This is a genomic window from Streptomyces sp. NPDC097619 (assembly GCF_040302735.1).
GTDB lineage: Bacteria > Actinomycetota > Actinomycetes > Streptomycetales > Streptomycetaceae > Streptomyces.
In genome coordinates, this window is record NZ_JBEOSD010000046.1 from 37,187 (window position 1) to 52,043 (window position 14,857).

Below are 14,857 nucleotides of genomic sequence, written 5' to 3' on the forward strand. Positions count from 1 at the left end.
CCGTCGAAGGCCACCGATGGGCCGGCTCGATCACGACTCGATCCCGGCGGCCTCGGGCGACCGCCCGACGACCTCCGGGCGACCGCCCGACGACCGATCCGATGCTCGACCGGGCGATCGGCCGGGGCGATCGGAAAAGGTGACGTGTTCTGTCAGTTTTGGCAGGAACGATGGATGACATGAGCCAGGACATCAGCCACCAGGACAGCGCCCACCCGGACGACACCCACCCGGACGACACCCACCCGGACGACACCCACCCGGACACGACCGACCGGAACCCCGACACCACCTCCGCCTCCGCCCCCGCGCCCACCTCCGCCACCCCGCTCGCCGGCCGGATCGTCCTCGTGGCGGGCGCCACCCGCGGAGCCGGCCGCGCCCAGGCCGTGGAGCTGGGTCGGGCCGGAGCCACCGTGTACGTGACAGGCCGCACCACCCGGACCCGCGCCAGCGAGGTCGGCCGGACCACCGAGACCATCGAGGAGACCGCGGAACTCGTCGCCGCGGCGGGCGGCACCGGCATCGCGGTCCCCACCGACCACCTCGACGAGGCACAGGTGCGCGCCCTCGTCGAACGGATCGACCGCGACCACGGGCGGCTCGACATCCTCATCAACGACCTCTGGGGCGGCGAACACCTCCTGAACGACGCGGTGTTCGGCAAGAAGAGCTGGGACACCCCGCTCGCCGACGGCCTGCGCATCCTCGAACTCGGCGTCCGCTCCCACGTGATCACCGCCGCGCTGCTGCTGCCCCTCCTCATCCGCTCCGACGCGCCCCTCCACATCGAGGTCACCGACGGCACCGCGCACTTCAACCGCCGCTACCGCGAGAACATGTACTACGACCTCGCGAAGAACGCCCCGATCCGGCTCGCCTTCGGGCTGGCCGAGGAACTCAAGGAGTATGGGGGCACGGCCGTCTCCGTCACCCCGGGCTTCCTCCGCTCCGAGCAGATGCTGGCCCACTTCGGGGTGAGCGAGGAGAACTGGCGCGACGCGATCGCCCAGGACCCCCACTTCGCCATCGCGGAGTCCCCCGCCTTCCTGGCCCGGGCGGTCGCGGCACTCGCCGCCGACCCGGAGCGCGCCACCCGCTGGAACGGCCGGTCCACCTCCAGCGGCGAACTCGCCCGCGCATACGGGGTGACGGACGTGGACGGCAGCCGCCCCGACGCCTGGCCCTACTTCGACGACGTCGTGTACGGCGGTGCGGAGGGCTCCCCCGAGGACTACCGCAACGCCCCGGCGGAAGCCCCCGGCTCCACGGCTCCCGGCTCCACGCACCCGGAGGATTCCAGGGCCGCTGCTCAAATGCCCGGGGCTCCCGGAGCAGAGGCTTCCGCCGCCTCCTGATTACCGGTGCCATAGAGGGCGGCCAGTGCGGTGGCGTGCGCGCGGAACCGGGCGCGCAGCCCGGCCGGGGACAGCACCTCGACGTCCGCGCCGAGCCGCGCCAGCTGGTCGAAGGCCACCTCCTCGGACTCCGTCGGCAGGTCCAGCGCGACCCGGCCGGCGGGGTCCGGCGGGCCCGCGGAGGCGAGGGCGTCCGCGACGGCCGCCCCGTCCACGGCGGTCGGCAGCAGTCGCAGCCCGCGCTCCGACAGCCGCACCCGCACGGTGGTGCGCAGCAGGGCCCGGGCGAAGCCCGCCGAGCGGGCCTCCCAGTGCGCGGCCAGCTCGAACCCGGCGTCGCGGACGAAGGGTTCCGTCGTGCCGGGGGCGGGGTCGACGGCGGTGATCCGGTCCACGCGGTAGGTGCGCCATCCGCCGGCGCGGCCCGCGCCGTGCTCGCTCCCGAGGCTTGTGTTCCCGGGGCTCGTGTTCCCGGGGCTTTCGCTCCCACCGCCCGTACGGGTGCCGGGGACCCGCGCCACGGCGTACCAGGTGCCCGCCTTCAGGACCAGTCCGTACGGCTCCACCACCCGCGTCACGGTGGTGGGCGGCGAGCCGTCCCGACCCGGGCGGGCGTAGGTGAGTGCGACGAGCCGGTCCGCCCAGACCGCTCGGGCCAGTTCCGGCAGCAGGGCGGGGGTGGCGGGCTCCCGGAACCAGGCGGGGGCGTCCAGGTGGAAGCGGCGCACGGAGGACTCCGCGGCCTGCCGCACGGACGGCAACAGGGTCGCGGTGAGTTTCAGCCGGGCGGTCTCCGCCGCGTCCGACAGCCCCAGGTCCCGGAGGGCTGAGGGCAGCCCGGACAGGAAGAGGGTCTCCGCCTCGGTCGGGTGGAGCGTGGTCAGCCGGGTCCGGTGGCCCGCGGCGAGGAAGTACCCGCCCACCCGGCCGCGTTCCGACCGGACGGGGACCCCGGCCTCCTGGAGGGCCTGCGCGTCGCGGATCACGGTGCGTTCGGAGACCTCCAGCTCGCGGGCGAGGGCGGCCGCGGTCAGGCCGGGGCTGGACTGGATGAGGAGGGCCATGCGGATCAGGCGGGCGGCACGCATCCCCCCAGCATCGCCGACCCGGCGCGCGAACGGCGCCTCAGCGCGCTCGCCGGCCTCACAGCGGCGGGTCCTCCCCGGTGAGTCCGTCGACGGATTCCCGGATCAGGTCGGCGTGGCCGGCGTGGCGGGCGTACTCCTCGACGAGGTCCAGGAGGATGCGGCGCAGGTTGGGGCGCTCGCCGTCGCTGGTCGTGAAGGCGCCGAGCTGATCCAGCCCACCCGCGGCGAGGGCCTCCTCGACCACGGCGCGGGAGCGGGCCACGGCCGCCTGCCAGAGGGCGAACAGCTCCTCGGGGGTGTCCTCGGCGGCGGTGCGGTAGGCCCATTCGGGGTCGGTCGCCCAGTCCACCGTGTCCCAGGGCGGGCCCACGGGGGTGCCGGTCCACAGCCGGGCGAAGTGGCTGTCCTCGACGTGTGCCAGGTGTTTGAGGAGCCCGCCGAGGGTGACGCGGGAGGTGCCGAGGGTGGCCCGTGAGCCGGCCGCGTCCACCCCCGTGCACTTCCACGCCACAGTGGCGCGCTGGCGTTCGAGGGCGCCGAGCACGGCCGCCGCCTCCGTACCGGCGAGTGGCGGCTCGGGCCAGGTCTCCGCAGTGAATTCGATCATGACACCCGACCCTAGACCCGAGCGCCCGCCCCGTCCTCGATCCCTCGCTATCCGTCCCCGACCCCTCCCGATCCGGAGGCGACCAGGGGCCGGGACCGCACGGGCGACGCGTTCCGTCCGGGTCGGGAGCGGTGGATCACCGATCGATCAGCCCCAGTTCTGCAGCCGCTGGAGGAGCCCGGCGTCGCCCTCCGTCCGCACCGCGTCGGCCGGGATCCGCATGTACATCAGCAGGGCCGGCTCGCTCGCCGTGCCGTGCAGCGCGGCGGTGGGCTTGCTCAGGGTCGCCTCCGCCGGGGTGAGGCGGGTGAAGCGGGAGCCCGCGGCGTCCACCGTCTGGCGCCAGGAGCGGCCCTCCGTCGCGTGGTAGTCCATGGTGGCGGGCTCGCCCGGCCACGGGACCGTGACGGTGCCGACGGTGGCGAGGAACTCCTCGGCGGCGTCGAGCGCCTCGGTCGTCGGCAGCTCCCGCGGGTCACCGGAGGCCAGTTGGGCGTCATAGGTGTGGATCATCGACTCGGGGACGCGCCGGCGGGCCACCGCGGCCACCGTGTGGGGCGAGGCCAGCGGCTCCCACCAGGCCCAGCAGGACCTGTCGGGGCCGACCTCGCGCAGAGCGGCGAGCAGTTGCTCCGTCGAGTCGGCCAGCCAGGCCATGAGCTCCCCGCGCTCCGTGGGAGCCGCCAGCCCGTCCTTGGTCGGCCGCTCGTCGCCCGGTGCGGTGTTCCGCACGATGTGGGCCCAGAAGCGGTCCCCCTCGCTGAGGTGGTTCGCCAGGTCGTACAGCGTCCACCCCGGGCAGGACGGCACGTCGGCGTCGAGGCGCGGGGCGGCGGTGATCGCGGCGCGGAACGCGGCGGACCGCTCGTCGATCATCCGCAGGAGGGTGGGGAAGTCGGGGTTCTCAGTCACGCGTGATCTTGTACCACCCGGCCGGACGCCCCCGCACCCGATCAACTCGCCGTGGCCCGGACCAGGAAGAGTTCGTCGGGGTAGCACCAGGCCCAGTGCTCGTCCGGTGCCAGGGAGAGGACCAGCGGATGCCCCGTCGCCACGTGGTGGGCGTGGGCGTGACCGGCCCGCGAGCTGTCGCAGCAGCCGACGTACCCGCAGGTCACGCACCACCGCAACCGCACCCACCGCAGGCCGCGGGCCTCGCAGTCCGCGCAGCGGGCGACATCGGGCGGGGGCACCCGTCCCGGAGAGGCCACGGCTTCCCGCGCCGGTACGGGTTCCCCGGCGCGGCGGTCGGTGGAGGCCGTCTCCTCGGAGCGTGGGCGCTCGTGCGGTCGGAGGGCGTGCAGCAGCTCCAGGTGGTCGCAGGTCCGTGCGGACACCCGGCCGCCGTCGGGGGCCACCTGCCACCGGTCGTGCTCGCCCGCCATGGGCCTCTTCCTTCCGTCCGTACGTCCGTGCCTCGCCGCTCGGAGGTGATTTCGTCCGGAACACCGGCCGCGGATGCGGATCCGTGTCCCCGTCCTTGCGGACGCCTTCCCACGGAAGCTCTCCCATGACCGGAGGCCGCGCGCTCCCTCCGCACTCCCTCCGCCTCTCTTCCGCTCCCTCCGCCTCCGGGTCCGTCCTTCGGGGGGTTTGCCGACCGTCCCGGCCGTGGAGGCCGCCTCCTGCCCCTACCCTGCTGTCCTGCCGGGCCGAGCCGGGCCCGCACCAGGGAGGAGGACGGGCGTGGAACGACAGTTCTGGATCGACTCGTGGCGCGAGGGCGGCAGCAAGACCAGCTTCCACCTGCCGGCCGTCCACCCCCACGCCCGCCACCTGCTGGACGGGGGCTTCGTGGACGGGGCACGGGTCCTGGTGCCGCTGTGCGGCAAGTCCGCGGACATGCCCGCCTTCGCCACCCGCGCCGCGGAGGTCGTCGGCGTGGAGCTGGTGGACAGCGCCGTGCACCAGTTCTTCGCCGACAACGGCCTCGAACCCGAGGAACCGGCCCCCGGAGTCTTCCGCTCCGGCAACCTCACCCTCCTCCACGCGGACTTCTTCCGACTGACCACCGCCGACCTCGGCGGCCCCGTGGACCTCGTGTACGACCGCGCCTGCCTCGTCGCCTTCCCCGAGGACATGCGGGAGCGGTACGTGGCGCACCTGACCGCCCTGCTGGATCCGGGAGCCCGCTACTTCCTCAACACCCTCGACTACCTGCCCGAGTTGCCGGAGCCACCCTTCTCCGTGTGCCCCGACCGGGTGCGCGGTTACTTCGGCGGGCACTTCGAGATCGAGCACGTCTTCGACGAACCGCGCCCCGAGCACCGCATGGTGGAGAAGTTCGGCCTGTCCCGCCTGACCGAGCACGGCTTCCTTCTCCGCCGTACCGCCACCCCGATGTCCGTCCCGCCCGTGCCCTCGCCCGCCGCCGAACCGGCCGCCCCCTGACCCCTGCCCTCTGCCCCCGACCCCGCGACCGCCGGTCCGCGGGGCACCGGATCCGGTCGAGCTGCCGCGGAGGACGCGCCTCCTCTGGGCAGGGTCGAGGAGGTCCCGTACCGTCGGGCCCGCTCCGGCCGCCGACCACGGCCGCGAGCGGTTCGGCACCACCACCCACGACCGGCCGGCACGGCCGGTCACGACCGCGGGGGCGGACCATGAGACGCACGGGAACGGGCAGGAGCACGGCAGCGGCGACGGCAGCAGCGGCGGCCCCGGCGGCGACAGCCGCCAGGGCACCCGCGGACGGACACCGGGGCCGGAGCGGGCACGGGTACGTGTACCGGTACGGGCACGGAAGTCGGAACCGGCGCCGTGTCAGCGGGCTGGTCCTCGTGGCGCTCCTCGGGGCGGCGGGACTCGCCGCCCCGGCCGCCGCGGACCCCGGCGGGGGCAGGGTTGAGCCGGCGGCTCCCGCCACTGCTGGTTCGGCACCGGCCGCGCCCGGGCAGGCGACGCCCTCGCGGGCCGAGTACGTCGTCGCACTGCGCTCCGACGGCACCGGGACCCGCTGGACCGGCCGCGAGACCGTGACCTTCGCGAACACCTCCGCCACCCCGCTCCGCGAGGTGTACGTACGGCTCTGGGGCAACGCCCCCGAGGGCTGCCGCACCCCCGCCGACCCGCCCCCGGTACGGATCACCCGGGTCGCCGGCGGCAGGGCCGGCGCGCCCGTCGTCGATTGCAGTGCGGTCCGGATCGCCCTGCCCGCGCCGCTTGCACCCGGCCGCCGGGCCACCGTGGGCTTCGACGTGTCGATCACCGTGCCCGACCGGCTGCACCGCTTCGGCCGCGAAGGCGCCCACCGCTACCTCGGCAACGCCCTGCCCGTGCTCGCCGTCCGCGACGCACGGGGCTGGCACCTGGACCGCCAGTACGACCGGGGGGAGAGCTACTACGCCCTGACCTCCGACTTCCACGTCATCCTCGACCACCCCACGGCCCTGAAGGTCCCCGCCACCGGGACCACCACCACCCGTCCGGGCCGCCCCGGACGCACCGTCACCACCAGCGAGGCCCCGCGGGTCCGCGACTTCGTCTGGGCCGCGGGCCCCTTCCGCACCGCCACCGCCACCTCGCCCGGCGGAGTGAAGGTCCGCTCGTACTGGACCAAGGGCACCCCGGCGGCCACGGTCGCGGCCGCCCGCGCGGACGCCGTCCGCGGCATCGACGGGTTCGGGGCCCGGTACGGCCGCTACCCCTACGGGGAGGTCGACGCGGTCATCAGTGACCGGTTCGACGCCATCGGCAGCATGGAGTTCCCCGGTCTGGTGCTGGTCTGGGCCGAGGGGAACGAGAGCGGCATGCTCCACGAGCTGGCCCACCAGTGGTGGTACGGCATTGTCGGCAACGACCAGTTCGCCTCCCCCTGGCTCGACGAGGCCTTCGCGACCTACGCCGCGGAACGCCTGATCGGAGACACCGGCCTCGCGTGCGCCGACAGCGTCCGCTGGGAGAACCCGAACCAGGCGATCACCAACTCCATGGATTTCTGGGCCGGTTACGGTCGCGGCTGGAACCGCTTCGTCTACCACAACGGCGCCTGCGCCCTGCACGACCTGGAGGGGGTCCTCGGCGCGCGGGCCATGGGCGCCATGCTCAAGGGCTACGCCCGGAACCACTGGTACGGGGTGTCCACCACCGGTGCCTTCCAGCGCGCCGCGCAGGCGGCGACCCGCACCGACCTGACCGCCTTCTGGCGCGAACACCGCATCCTCACGGTGCCCACCGCCGCCCGCTGAGCGGGCGAATCGGGCAGTGTGCCGGGGCGGGCCGCGGTGGGGGAGGTACGCGGCTTCCCCGCCCGGCCCGCTCCTAGAGGTCCCGTCCCGCCCCGTCCCGCTCCGACGCACAGGGGGGCCCGTTCCGACACGCCGCGGCCCGGTCAGAAACGGAGAAGCCGCCTCCGCCGTCGCGGTCCTAACGTGGGCGGCATGAGACTCACCATCCACACCACCGTCCTGCCGCACGACGACCCCGACGCCTCTCTCGCCTTCTTCCGCGACGTCCTCGGCTTCGAGGTCCGCAGCGACGTCGGCCAGGGCCGGATGCGGTGGATCACCGTGGGCCCGGCCGGGCAGCCCGACACCTCCCTGCTGCTGGCCCCGCCCGCCGCGGACCCGGGCATCACCGAGGCAGAGCGCCGCACCATCGCCGAGATGATGGCCAAGGGCACGTACGGCTGGATCCTGCTGGCCACCCCTGACCTCGACGCCGTCTTCGCGAAGGTCCGGGAGGGAACCACCGAAGTGGTCCAGGAACCGACCGAGCAGCCGTACGGGGTCCGCGACTGCGCCTTCCGGGACCCCGCGGGCAACCTCATCCGGATCCAAGAACTCCGCTGATCCGCCCACCGGGGGCGATCCGCACGTCGAGACGTCGAGGCCGATCAACGAGGGGGACACCACCATGTGCAGGCCGGGCTGGGGGAGCGCACGCGCCGAGGCGCGGCGGCTGGAGGGGCTGGCGCGGCTGCGCCGGGTCCGCGACCGGATCGACCGCGACTACGCCCGCCCGTTGAACGTGCCGGCGCTGGCCCGAGAGGCGGGGCTGCCCGTGGGCGTCCTCGTGCTGAGCTTCGGGGAAGCGTACGGGCGCACCCCGCACGCCTACCTCACGGCCCGACGGGCCGAGCGGGCCGCGTACGCCGAACACACCGGGCAGCCCGTACACACCGGGCAGCTTGGGCGGGCCGGCCGGGCCGGGACAACGGTCAGGAATCGAGAAGCAGCCGGGGCGGGGCCGGTCCTACGGTGAAGCCATGGACACCAACGGACGCACCAACGCCGCCACCGCCACCGCTTCCTCCGCCGTCGATGCCACCGACGCCGGTTCCCTCCCGGGTCCCGCCTCGTTCCGGACGGTGACCCTGGAGGCCGCCGACCCGGAGGCGACCCGCGGCTTCCTCGCCGCGCTCGGACTGGACGGAACCATCGGGGTCCGGGCCGCCTCCGCCGCCTCCACCGGCTTCCGGGGCTTCACCCTCGGGATCACCGTCTCCGGCCCCGCCACCGTCGACGGTTTCGTGGCCTCGGCGGTGGCCGCGGGCGCCACCGTGCTGAAGCCCGCGACGAAGTCCCTGTGGGGCTACGGCGGCGTGGTCCGCTCCCCGGACGGCACGATCTGGAAGATCGCCACCTCCGCCCGGAAGGACACCGGCCCGGCCACCCGGACCGTCGACGAACTGGTCCTGCTGCTGGGGGTGGCGGACGTCAAGGCCACCCGGCAGTTCTACACCGAGCGCGGACTCGGCGTGGCGAAGAGCTTCGGCGGCAAGTACGCCGAGTTCACCGCCGCCCCCGACGCCCCGGTCAAGCTCGCCCTGTACAAGCGTCGCGGACTCGCCAAGGACCTGGGGGTGCCCGAGGCCGGCGAGGGCTCCCACCGCGTGGTCCTGGGCGGCGCACCGACTCCCTTCACCGACCCCGACGGCTTCCTGTGGGAGCCCGCCCGGACCGCCCCAGCCGCCTGACACCGCCGTCCCCGCAGATCCGCCGTCCCGCTGTCCCCGCAGTTCCCGCCGACCCGGCCGCCCGCCGCGCCCCGGCGGTGCGCGTCGGAGGTCGAGCGGCGGCCCGCCTCAGGCGCCCCGGGGCCGCGGGCCGCCGAGCACCGTGGCAGTGAACTCGGCCAGGCGGGAGCGGAGTTCCACAGGGGAGTGGCCTTCCGCGGCGAGGTGTCCGACGAGGTCCGCCCGGACCGCCGCGAGCAGGGCGTGGGCGGTGAACCCGGCCCGCTCCACCGCCACCACCAGCCCGGAGCCGTCTTCCACCGCAGCCTCCTCGCCGCCTTCCGCCGCCTCCAGGAGCAGCCCGCTGAGCAGGGCGTGCCAGTCGCCGTACTGCTCGTTGGCGTAGGGGCCGGAAGGGCTGCCGGTGCGCTCCAGGGCCAGCGCGAGGTGGCGGTTGTCGAGCTTGAAGCAGAGCAGCGCGTCGAGGAGGGCGGGCACCCGCAGGCGGGCCGGGGCCCCGGGCCCGAGCGGGGGCGGGCCCTCGGCCACCGCGGTCCGCAGCGGTTCGAGGCGGGCCCGGTACAGGGCCTGGAGAAGGCCGGTGCGGTCGCCGAAGGCGCGGAAGAGGGTCCCCTTGCCGACCCCGGCCGCCGCCGCGATCTCGGCCATGGTCACGTCCTCGGGGTCCGGCCTCTCGGCGAACAGGGCGTCCGCGGCGGCGAACACGGCGGCGCGGTTGCGCAGCGCGTCCTTGCGGGGCCGCCGTGCCGCACCCGCTGCCGGGGAGGCGGTGGTCGGGGCGGGTGTGGGGCCGTTCTGGGGGGCGGGCATGGGGCACCTCCGGTTGCAAAGCGGACCGGCGGTCCGTATCGTCCTTCAAAGCGGACCGCTGGTCCGAATCTTACGGGACGGAGTCCTCATGCCTGCCCCCACCCACTCGGACCTCTCTGACCCCGCCGAGCTCTTCCGGCACTCCCTTCGCCTGCTCCTCGACAAGGACATCGCCGGCTGGACCGCCCTCTGGGCCGAGGACGGGGTGATGGAATTCCCCTTCGCCCCGCCCGCCTGGCCGAAGGTCCTCTCCGGGCGCGAGGCCGTCGCCGCGTACATGCGCGACTACCCCGACCACATCGACCTCCACGAGTTCCGCGACCTGCGCGTCCACCGCACCGACGCCGAGGGGACGGTCATCGTCGAAATGCGCGGTGTGGGCCGCCTCGTGGCCTCCGGCGCCCCCTTCGACATGTCCTACATCGCCGTCGTCACCGCCCGGCACGGACGCTTCGTCGCGTACCGGGACTACTGGAACCCCCTCGCGGCCGTGGACAGCGGCCAGGACCTTCCCGGGAGCACCCTCCGATGAAGACCACCGACCCCGCCGTCCTCGTCGTGGGCGCGACCGGCACCACCGGCCGCCCGACCATCGCGGGCCTCGTCGCCGCCGGTCGCCGCGTGAAGGCGGGCAGCCGCGGCGGGACCCCGCTCGCCGGAGCCGAGGGCGTCCGCTTCGACTGGTACGACCCCGCCACGCACGCCCCCGCCCTGCGGGACGTGGACGGCCTCTACCTCGTGCCGCCGCCGGGGGACCCCGAACCCGCCGCGGTCATGCTGCCGTTCCTGCGCCTGGCCCGCGACGCCGGCGTGACCCGGGTGGTGCTCCTCAGCGCCTCCGCCGTCCCCGCCGGCGGCCCCGCCGTGGGCCGCGTCCACCAGGACCTGCCGGACCTCTTCGACACCTGGACCGTCCTGCGCCCGTCCTGGTTCATGCAGAACTTCACGGGCGACCACCTCCACGCCGAGTCCGCCCGCACCGAGGGCGAGCTGCGCACCGCCGCCGGGCGGGGGCGGATCGGGTTCGTGGACGCCCACGACATCGCGGCGGTCGCCGTCCGCGCCCTCACCGACGCCGAACCCCCGCTCGGCGAACTGGTGTTGACCGGCCCGGAAGCCCTCGACCACGATACGGTCGCCGCCGTCCTCTCCGAGGTGACCGGCCGCGAGATCGTCCACCGCCACCTGACCCGGAACGCCCTGCGCGACCGCCTGGCCGCCCTGATGCCGCCCGCGTTCGCCGAGCTCCTGGCCGACATGGACCGCGCCATCGCCGCCGGCGCCGAGGACCGCACCACCGACACCGTCCACCGGATCACCGGCCGCCCCCCGACCCCCTTCCGCACGGTCGCACGACGCGAACTCGCCTGACGCCGGTCCCGGGGCGGGCCGCGCACGCCGGGCGCGGACGGGCCGCGCCCGGAGTGGCGGTCATGCCTGGTTCCGGGGCGTGTACCAACCGGTGGGGGTGGCCGGCATGGCCGAGCTCCCCTCGCGCGTGGGGCGTACGGAGAGGATCTGGTCGACGCCCATGCGTCGTTCGGCGAAGGCGAGGGAGGCCCCGGCCAGGTAGAGCCGCCACACCCGACCGGTGGTCTCCCCGACGAGATCCTCGACTTCGCTCCAGCGGAGTTCGAGGGTGGCGCGCCAGGCGTCGATGGTGGTCGTGTAGTGCTCGCGGAGGGACTCGGTGGAGCGAACCTCCAAGCCGGCGGCCTCCAACAGGTCGACGGTCCGCCCGACGGGGCGCATGTGCATGTCGGGAGCGATGTAGGTCTCGATGAAGGCGCCGCCGCCGGGCGCGTGGACACCACGGGACATCTGCTGGATCAACAGCCTGCCCTCGGGGCGCAGCGCGTCGTGCAGTTTCCTGGTGAAGGCGGGGTATTCGGCGTCGCCGACGTGCTCGCCCATCTCGACGGCGGCGGCCGCGTCGTAGCCGCCGCCGTCGACGTGCCGCCAGTGCCGGAGGGTGACGTCCACCAGATCGGACACGCCCTCACGTGCGGCCCGCTCGGTGACGAAGTCGCGCTGCGCTCGGGAGAGGGTGACGGCGGTGACACGCGCCCGGTGTTCGCGGGCGGCGTGCACGGTGAGGGAGCCCCAGCCGCAGCCGACGTCGAGCAGCCGGTCCCCGGCGCGGAGTCCGAGCTTGCGGCAGATCAGTTCGAGTTTGTCCCGCTGGGCATCGCCGAGGGTGTAGGCCGGGTCCTCCGGCCGGGTCCAGTAGGCGCAGGAGTAGGCCATGGACGGGTCGAGGAGCAGGGCGTAGAAGTCGTTGGACAGATCGTAGTGGTGGCTGATCGCGGCGCGGTCCCGGGCGGCGCTGTGCGGGTTTCCGGCGAGGCGTGCCCTGCCTTCGGGGCGTTTCGGGGGAGGGCCGACGACCCCCAGGCCCACGGCGAGAGCGGTGGCCGCGGCGATGCCCGCCGGACGGGGCGACGCGGTGGGTCGTTCGCGGACGGCGCGGCCGGCCCGCGACAGGGCGTGGGCGAGGTCGCCCTCGACGTCGAGGTCTCCGGTGACGTACGCCTCGGCGAGGCCGAGTTCGCTCGGCTGCCAGAGCAAGCGGCGCAGTGCCGCGGGGGAGCGGAGCATGACGACAGGGGCGTCGGCGGGGCCGGTGTGGCTGCCGTCCCAGGCGCGGATCCGGACGGGAAGGGGGCCGGAGAGGAAGTGGCCGAGAAGGCGGGCAAGTCTGTCGGCTGCGGGCCTCACGGGCGGGTCCCTTCGGTCCGGCCGGCCATCCCGCCGCCCACGACGGCCGCTGTACTTCGTTTCATTCCAGGTGCTCCCGCCACTCGACACGCCGCCCGGTTGCCGCGCTTCACCCGTACTTCGCAGCGGCCCGGCGGTCGGATGGGAGGAGAACCGGGGATGTGACGGCTGCTCGTGGGCGGGGTCGGGCGGGAAGGGCCAGCAGGAGCAAGGGATCGGTCGTGGGCCGAGGGGAGCCTCCGGCGGGTTCGACGGTGAGCCCGACCGCGTCCGCGTCGGCGGGGTCGCCCGTGAGTGCGACGGTGAGTGCGATGGTGCCGTCGTGGTCGATGAATCCGGCGGGGCGCATGGTCCCGTCGTGGTCGAGCCACAGCTGGTACGTCTTCCCGGTTCCGGGCGCGGGGAGGCCGGCGACGCTGAGGACGGCCCTGTTCTGCCGGTCGGAGGCCACCACGGTGGTCAGCGCGCCGTTGGCGGTCCGCCCGTGGACGGTGCGCGCGTCGGGGGCCGTCAGGACCGCGCTCAGCGTGTCGAGTTGCCGGCGGGTCCGGCTGACCTCGGCCCGGAGGGCCTGACCGTTCTCCGCTTGCCACACCGTGATGCCGCCGAGCGTGGCGGCGGCCACGCCCGCCGCCAGGGCCAACGGCACGGCCCCGCGACGCAGGGTGCCGCCGTGGGCGGGCTTGGAGGCGTGCGTGGGGATTCGCGGCGGGAGTTGGCGCACGCCGTCGATGGCGGCCATGACGTGTGTCTTGGCCGAGAGGGGTGGCGGCCGGGACACGGCCGTCGCGAGGCGGGCCGCGGTCGCTGCGAACTCGGCGGCTTCCCGCCGGCAAGCCGCGCAGGCCCGCAAGTGGGCGCCGAGCGCGTCCCGTTCGTCGCCTTCGAGTGCACCGAGAGCGTACGCGGCGGCGAGGGTGTGGGAGTCGGCGGCGTGGTTCTTCATGTGGTCACCCCCATGGGGTCGCGGGGCCGGATGAGATCGTCGCGCATGCGTGTCCTGGTGGTCGGAAGCGGAGTGCGCACGGCTTCGCCGACTTCACGTGGGTCGGCCCTTGGTGGGAGAGGCCAGGGTCACGGCCTGGCGCTGGAGTTCCGTGAGGCCGCGCGCGGCGGCGGACCTGCTCGGACGCATACCGGTCCTCGTGTCGTCGCCGTACGGGACCGGACCGCCCCGCGGACGGTCCGGCCTGGGAATCCGTGTGCGTGTTTCGCCCCTTCTTCGGAGCCGGCGGGCCTGCGGATGGGAGACCGCCCGTCACCCGTTCACACCGGGACTGACCCGTTGGAGGGAACCCGGGCCCCGGGAGCAAGCCGGTGGGCGAGCAGCGGCGAAGAGCCGCTGTGGGGAGAGGCCGCAGGCGTTCGCGGGACTTCCCCGCCGGCGGCGCGGGACCTCCGCGCCGCCGTGCACCTTCACGGAAGGCGAGAGACATGGTTCGTGTGCGACGAGGTCTGGCCGTCACCCTGGTGGCCGGCGCGATCGTGATGGCGGGCGCGTCGGTGGCGTCCGCCGACGCAACCGCTCAGGGTCTGGCCCTCGGCTCGCCGGGTGTGGGCTCGGGCAACCTCATCCAGGTACCGATCCACATCCCGGTCAATGCCTGCGGCAACACCGTCAGCGTCATCGGGCTGCTGAACCCGGCCTTCGGCAACACCTGCGTCAACGCCTGATCGCCCGCCACGGGCACGGCTCCGGTCCGGCGCCGTCACGACGCGGAGGCATCGCGGCCGGTGACCCGGACCGGAGGGTCGGCCGGCGGGGGCTGTCGGCACCCCCGCCGGCCGACCGTGCCGTGATGGCTGCAACCTCGGGTTGCCCACTCTTTCGGGGGACGTACCAATCCGCCGGGCGGCGGACGCCGAATGCGGGGGTGTGAGCAGCTTCCGCTGGATTCCCTTCCGTGGCGCCCGTGGCGCCCGTGCCGGTGCGGCCGGTGCGTCGACTGACCAGGGGGAGTCCGGGAATCCGGCGAGCCGGGGATCGGCTTCCGGAGCCCCGGGCCGGGAGCAGGACCACACCCGTCGACACCCCTTCGATTTCAATGACATGCTCTTCGAGGAGACCCCGATCATGAACAGCCTGAGGATCCGTCGTACCGCCATCGCCGTCGTCACGGCCGCGCTGCTGCCCCTCACCCTGACCGCCTGCTCCGACTCCGACGGCGACACCAAGGCCGGCGCGTCCGCGGCCCCGGGCGACGAGGCCTCGACCGCCGCCAGTACCCCGGCGGACGACGCGATGACCGGCGACCAGCCCTTCGGCGCGGCCTGTGCGGGCGTGCCGAAGGAGGGTGCCGGTTCCTTCGACGGCATGGCCAAGGACCCCGTCGCCACGGCCGCCTCGAACAACCCGGCCCTG

The 14,857-nt window shown here is 74.5% G+C and carries 16 protein-coding genes and 1 pseudogene; 10 read left to right on the forward strand and 7 right to left on the reverse strand.

Annotation, left to right across the window (positions count from 1 at the left end; translation table 11 throughout):
- The first annotated feature begins 179 nt into the window (after positions 1-179).
- The gene (locus tag ABTZ17_RS15520) at positions 180-1,358 is read left to right on the forward strand and encodes an SDR family oxidoreductase (RefSeq protein ID WP_352196122.1); all 1,179 of its coding nucleotides are present in this window, start codon (positions 180-182) and stop codon (positions 1,356-1,358) included.
- Here ABTZ17_RS15520 and ABTZ17_RS15525 read toward each other — a convergent pair.
- The 4 genes from ABTZ17_RS15525 to ABTZ17_RS15540 all read right to left on the reverse strand — a co-directional run bounded on the left by ABTZ17_RS15525 (position 1,313) and on the right by ABTZ17_RS15540 (position 4,438).
- Positions 1,313-2,446 carry a helix-turn-helix transcriptional regulator gene (locus ABTZ17_RS15525; protein ID WP_352196123.1) on the reverse strand — a complete coding sequence of 378 codons (1,134 nt, stop codon included), beginning with the start codon at positions 2,444-2,446 and terminating at the stop codon, positions 1,313-1,315. The genes ABTZ17_RS15520 and ABTZ17_RS15525 overlap by 46 nt on opposite strands.
- 55 nt (positions 2,447-2,501) lie before the next feature.
- A complete protein-coding gene (locus ABTZ17_RS15530) occupies positions 2,502-3,053 on the reverse strand; it encodes a DinB family protein (protein WP_352196124.1) in 552 nt (183 codons plus the stop codon).
- Positions 3,054-3,200: 147 nt separating this feature from the next.
- Positions 3,201-3,965 (reverse strand): maleylpyruvate isomerase family mycothiol-dependent enzyme, encoded by a 765-nt coding sequence (locus ABTZ17_RS15535; protein WP_352196125.1) that lies wholly within the window; start codon positions 3,963-3,965, stop codon positions 3,201-3,203.
- Between the two features lie 41 nt (positions 3,966-4,006).
- Complete coding sequence (locus tag ABTZ17_RS15540; RefSeq protein WP_352196126.1) at positions 4,007-4,438, reverse strand: UBP-type zinc finger domain-containing protein; 432 nt, start codon at positions 4,436-4,438, stop codon at positions 4,007-4,009.
- 301 nt (positions 4,439-4,739) lie between these two features.
- On the opposite strand from ABTZ17_RS15540, the gene ABTZ17_RS15545 reads away from it, so the two are divergent.
- The 5 genes from ABTZ17_RS15545 (at position 4,740) to ABTZ17_RS15565 (ending at position 8,967) form a co-directional block, all read left to right on the forward strand.
- A complete protein-coding gene (locus ABTZ17_RS15545) occupies positions 4,740-5,444 on the forward strand; it encodes a class I SAM-dependent methyltransferase (RefSeq protein ID WP_352196127.1) in 705 nt (234 codons plus the stop codon).
- 386 nt (positions 5,445-5,830) lie between these two features.
- On the forward strand, positions 5,831-7,237 hold the full coding sequence (locus ABTZ17_RS15550) for a M1 family metallopeptidase (protein ID WP_352196128.1): 1,407 nt from the start codon (positions 5,831-5,833) through the stop codon (positions 7,235-7,237).
- A 192-nt stretch (positions 7,238-7,429) separates the two neighbouring features.
- A complete protein-coding gene (locus ABTZ17_RS15555) occupies positions 7,430-7,840 on the forward strand; it encodes a VOC family protein (protein ID WP_352196129.1) in 411 nt (136 codons plus the stop codon).
- A gap of 64 nt (positions 7,841-7,904) precedes the next feature.
- The gene (locus tag ABTZ17_RS15560; RefSeq protein ID WP_352196130.1) at positions 7,905-8,252 is read left to right on the forward strand and encodes an AraC family transcriptional regulator; all 348 of its coding nucleotides are present in this window, start codon (positions 7,905-7,907) and stop codon (positions 8,250-8,252) included.
- 4 nt (positions 8,253-8,256) lie between these two features.
- Positions 8,257-8,967 carry a glyoxalase gene (locus ABTZ17_RS15565; protein WP_352196131.1) on the forward strand — a complete coding sequence of 237 codons (711 nt, stop codon included), beginning with the start codon at positions 8,257-8,259 and terminating at the stop codon, positions 8,965-8,967.
- A 108-nt stretch (positions 8,968-9,075) separates the two neighbouring features.
- Here ABTZ17_RS15565 and ABTZ17_RS15570 read toward each other — a convergent pair whose 3' ends face one another.
- Complete coding sequence (locus tag ABTZ17_RS15570; protein ID WP_352196132.1) at positions 9,076-9,777, reverse strand: TetR/AcrR family transcriptional regulator; 702 nt, start codon at positions 9,775-9,777, stop codon at positions 9,076-9,078.
- 88 nt (positions 9,778-9,865) lie between these two features.
- Here ABTZ17_RS15570 and ABTZ17_RS15575 point away from each other — a divergent pair, with 88 nt between their 5' ends.
- Positions 9,866-10,309, forward strand: coding sequence for a nuclear transport factor 2 family protein (locus tag ABTZ17_RS15575; protein ID WP_352196133.1), 444 nt, complete (start codon positions 9,866-9,868; stop codon positions 10,307-10,309).
- The gene (locus ABTZ17_RS15580) at positions 10,306-11,148 is read left to right on the forward strand and encodes a Rossmann-fold NAD(P)-binding domain-containing protein (RefSeq protein WP_352196134.1); all 843 of its coding nucleotides are present in this window, start codon (positions 10,306-10,308) and stop codon (positions 11,146-11,148) included. Before ABTZ17_RS15575 ends, ABTZ17_RS15580 begins: the two co-directional genes overlap by 4 nt.
- Positions 11,149-11,208: 60 nt before the next feature.
- Here ABTZ17_RS15580 and ABTZ17_RS15585 read toward each other — a convergent pair whose 3' ends face one another.
- Together ABTZ17_RS15585 and ABTZ17_RS15590 are read right to left on the reverse strand one after the other, a co-directional pair.
- Complete coding sequence (locus ABTZ17_RS15585) at positions 11,209-12,495, reverse strand: class I SAM-dependent methyltransferase (RefSeq protein ID WP_352196135.1); 1,287 nt, start codon at positions 12,493-12,495, stop codon at positions 11,209-11,211.
- Positions 12,496-12,604: 109 nt separating this feature from the next.
- On the reverse strand, positions 12,605-13,441 hold the full coding sequence (locus tag ABTZ17_RS15590; protein WP_352196136.1) for an anti-sigma factor: 837 nt from the start codon (positions 13,439-13,441) through the stop codon (positions 12,605-12,607).
- A gap of 488 nt (positions 13,442-13,929) precedes the next feature.
- Here ABTZ17_RS15590 and ABTZ17_RS15595 point away from each other — a divergent pair, with 488 nt between their 5' ends.
- On the forward strand, positions 13,930-14,169 hold the full coding sequence (locus ABTZ17_RS15595; RefSeq protein ID WP_352196137.1) for a chaplin: 240 nt from the start codon (positions 13,930-13,932) through the stop codon (positions 14,167-14,169).
- 400 nt (positions 14,170-14,569) lie between these two features.
- Positions 14,570-14,857 (forward strand): annotated as a pseudogene (locus ABTZ17_RS15600) (fasciclin domain-containing protein); the annotation flags it as partial.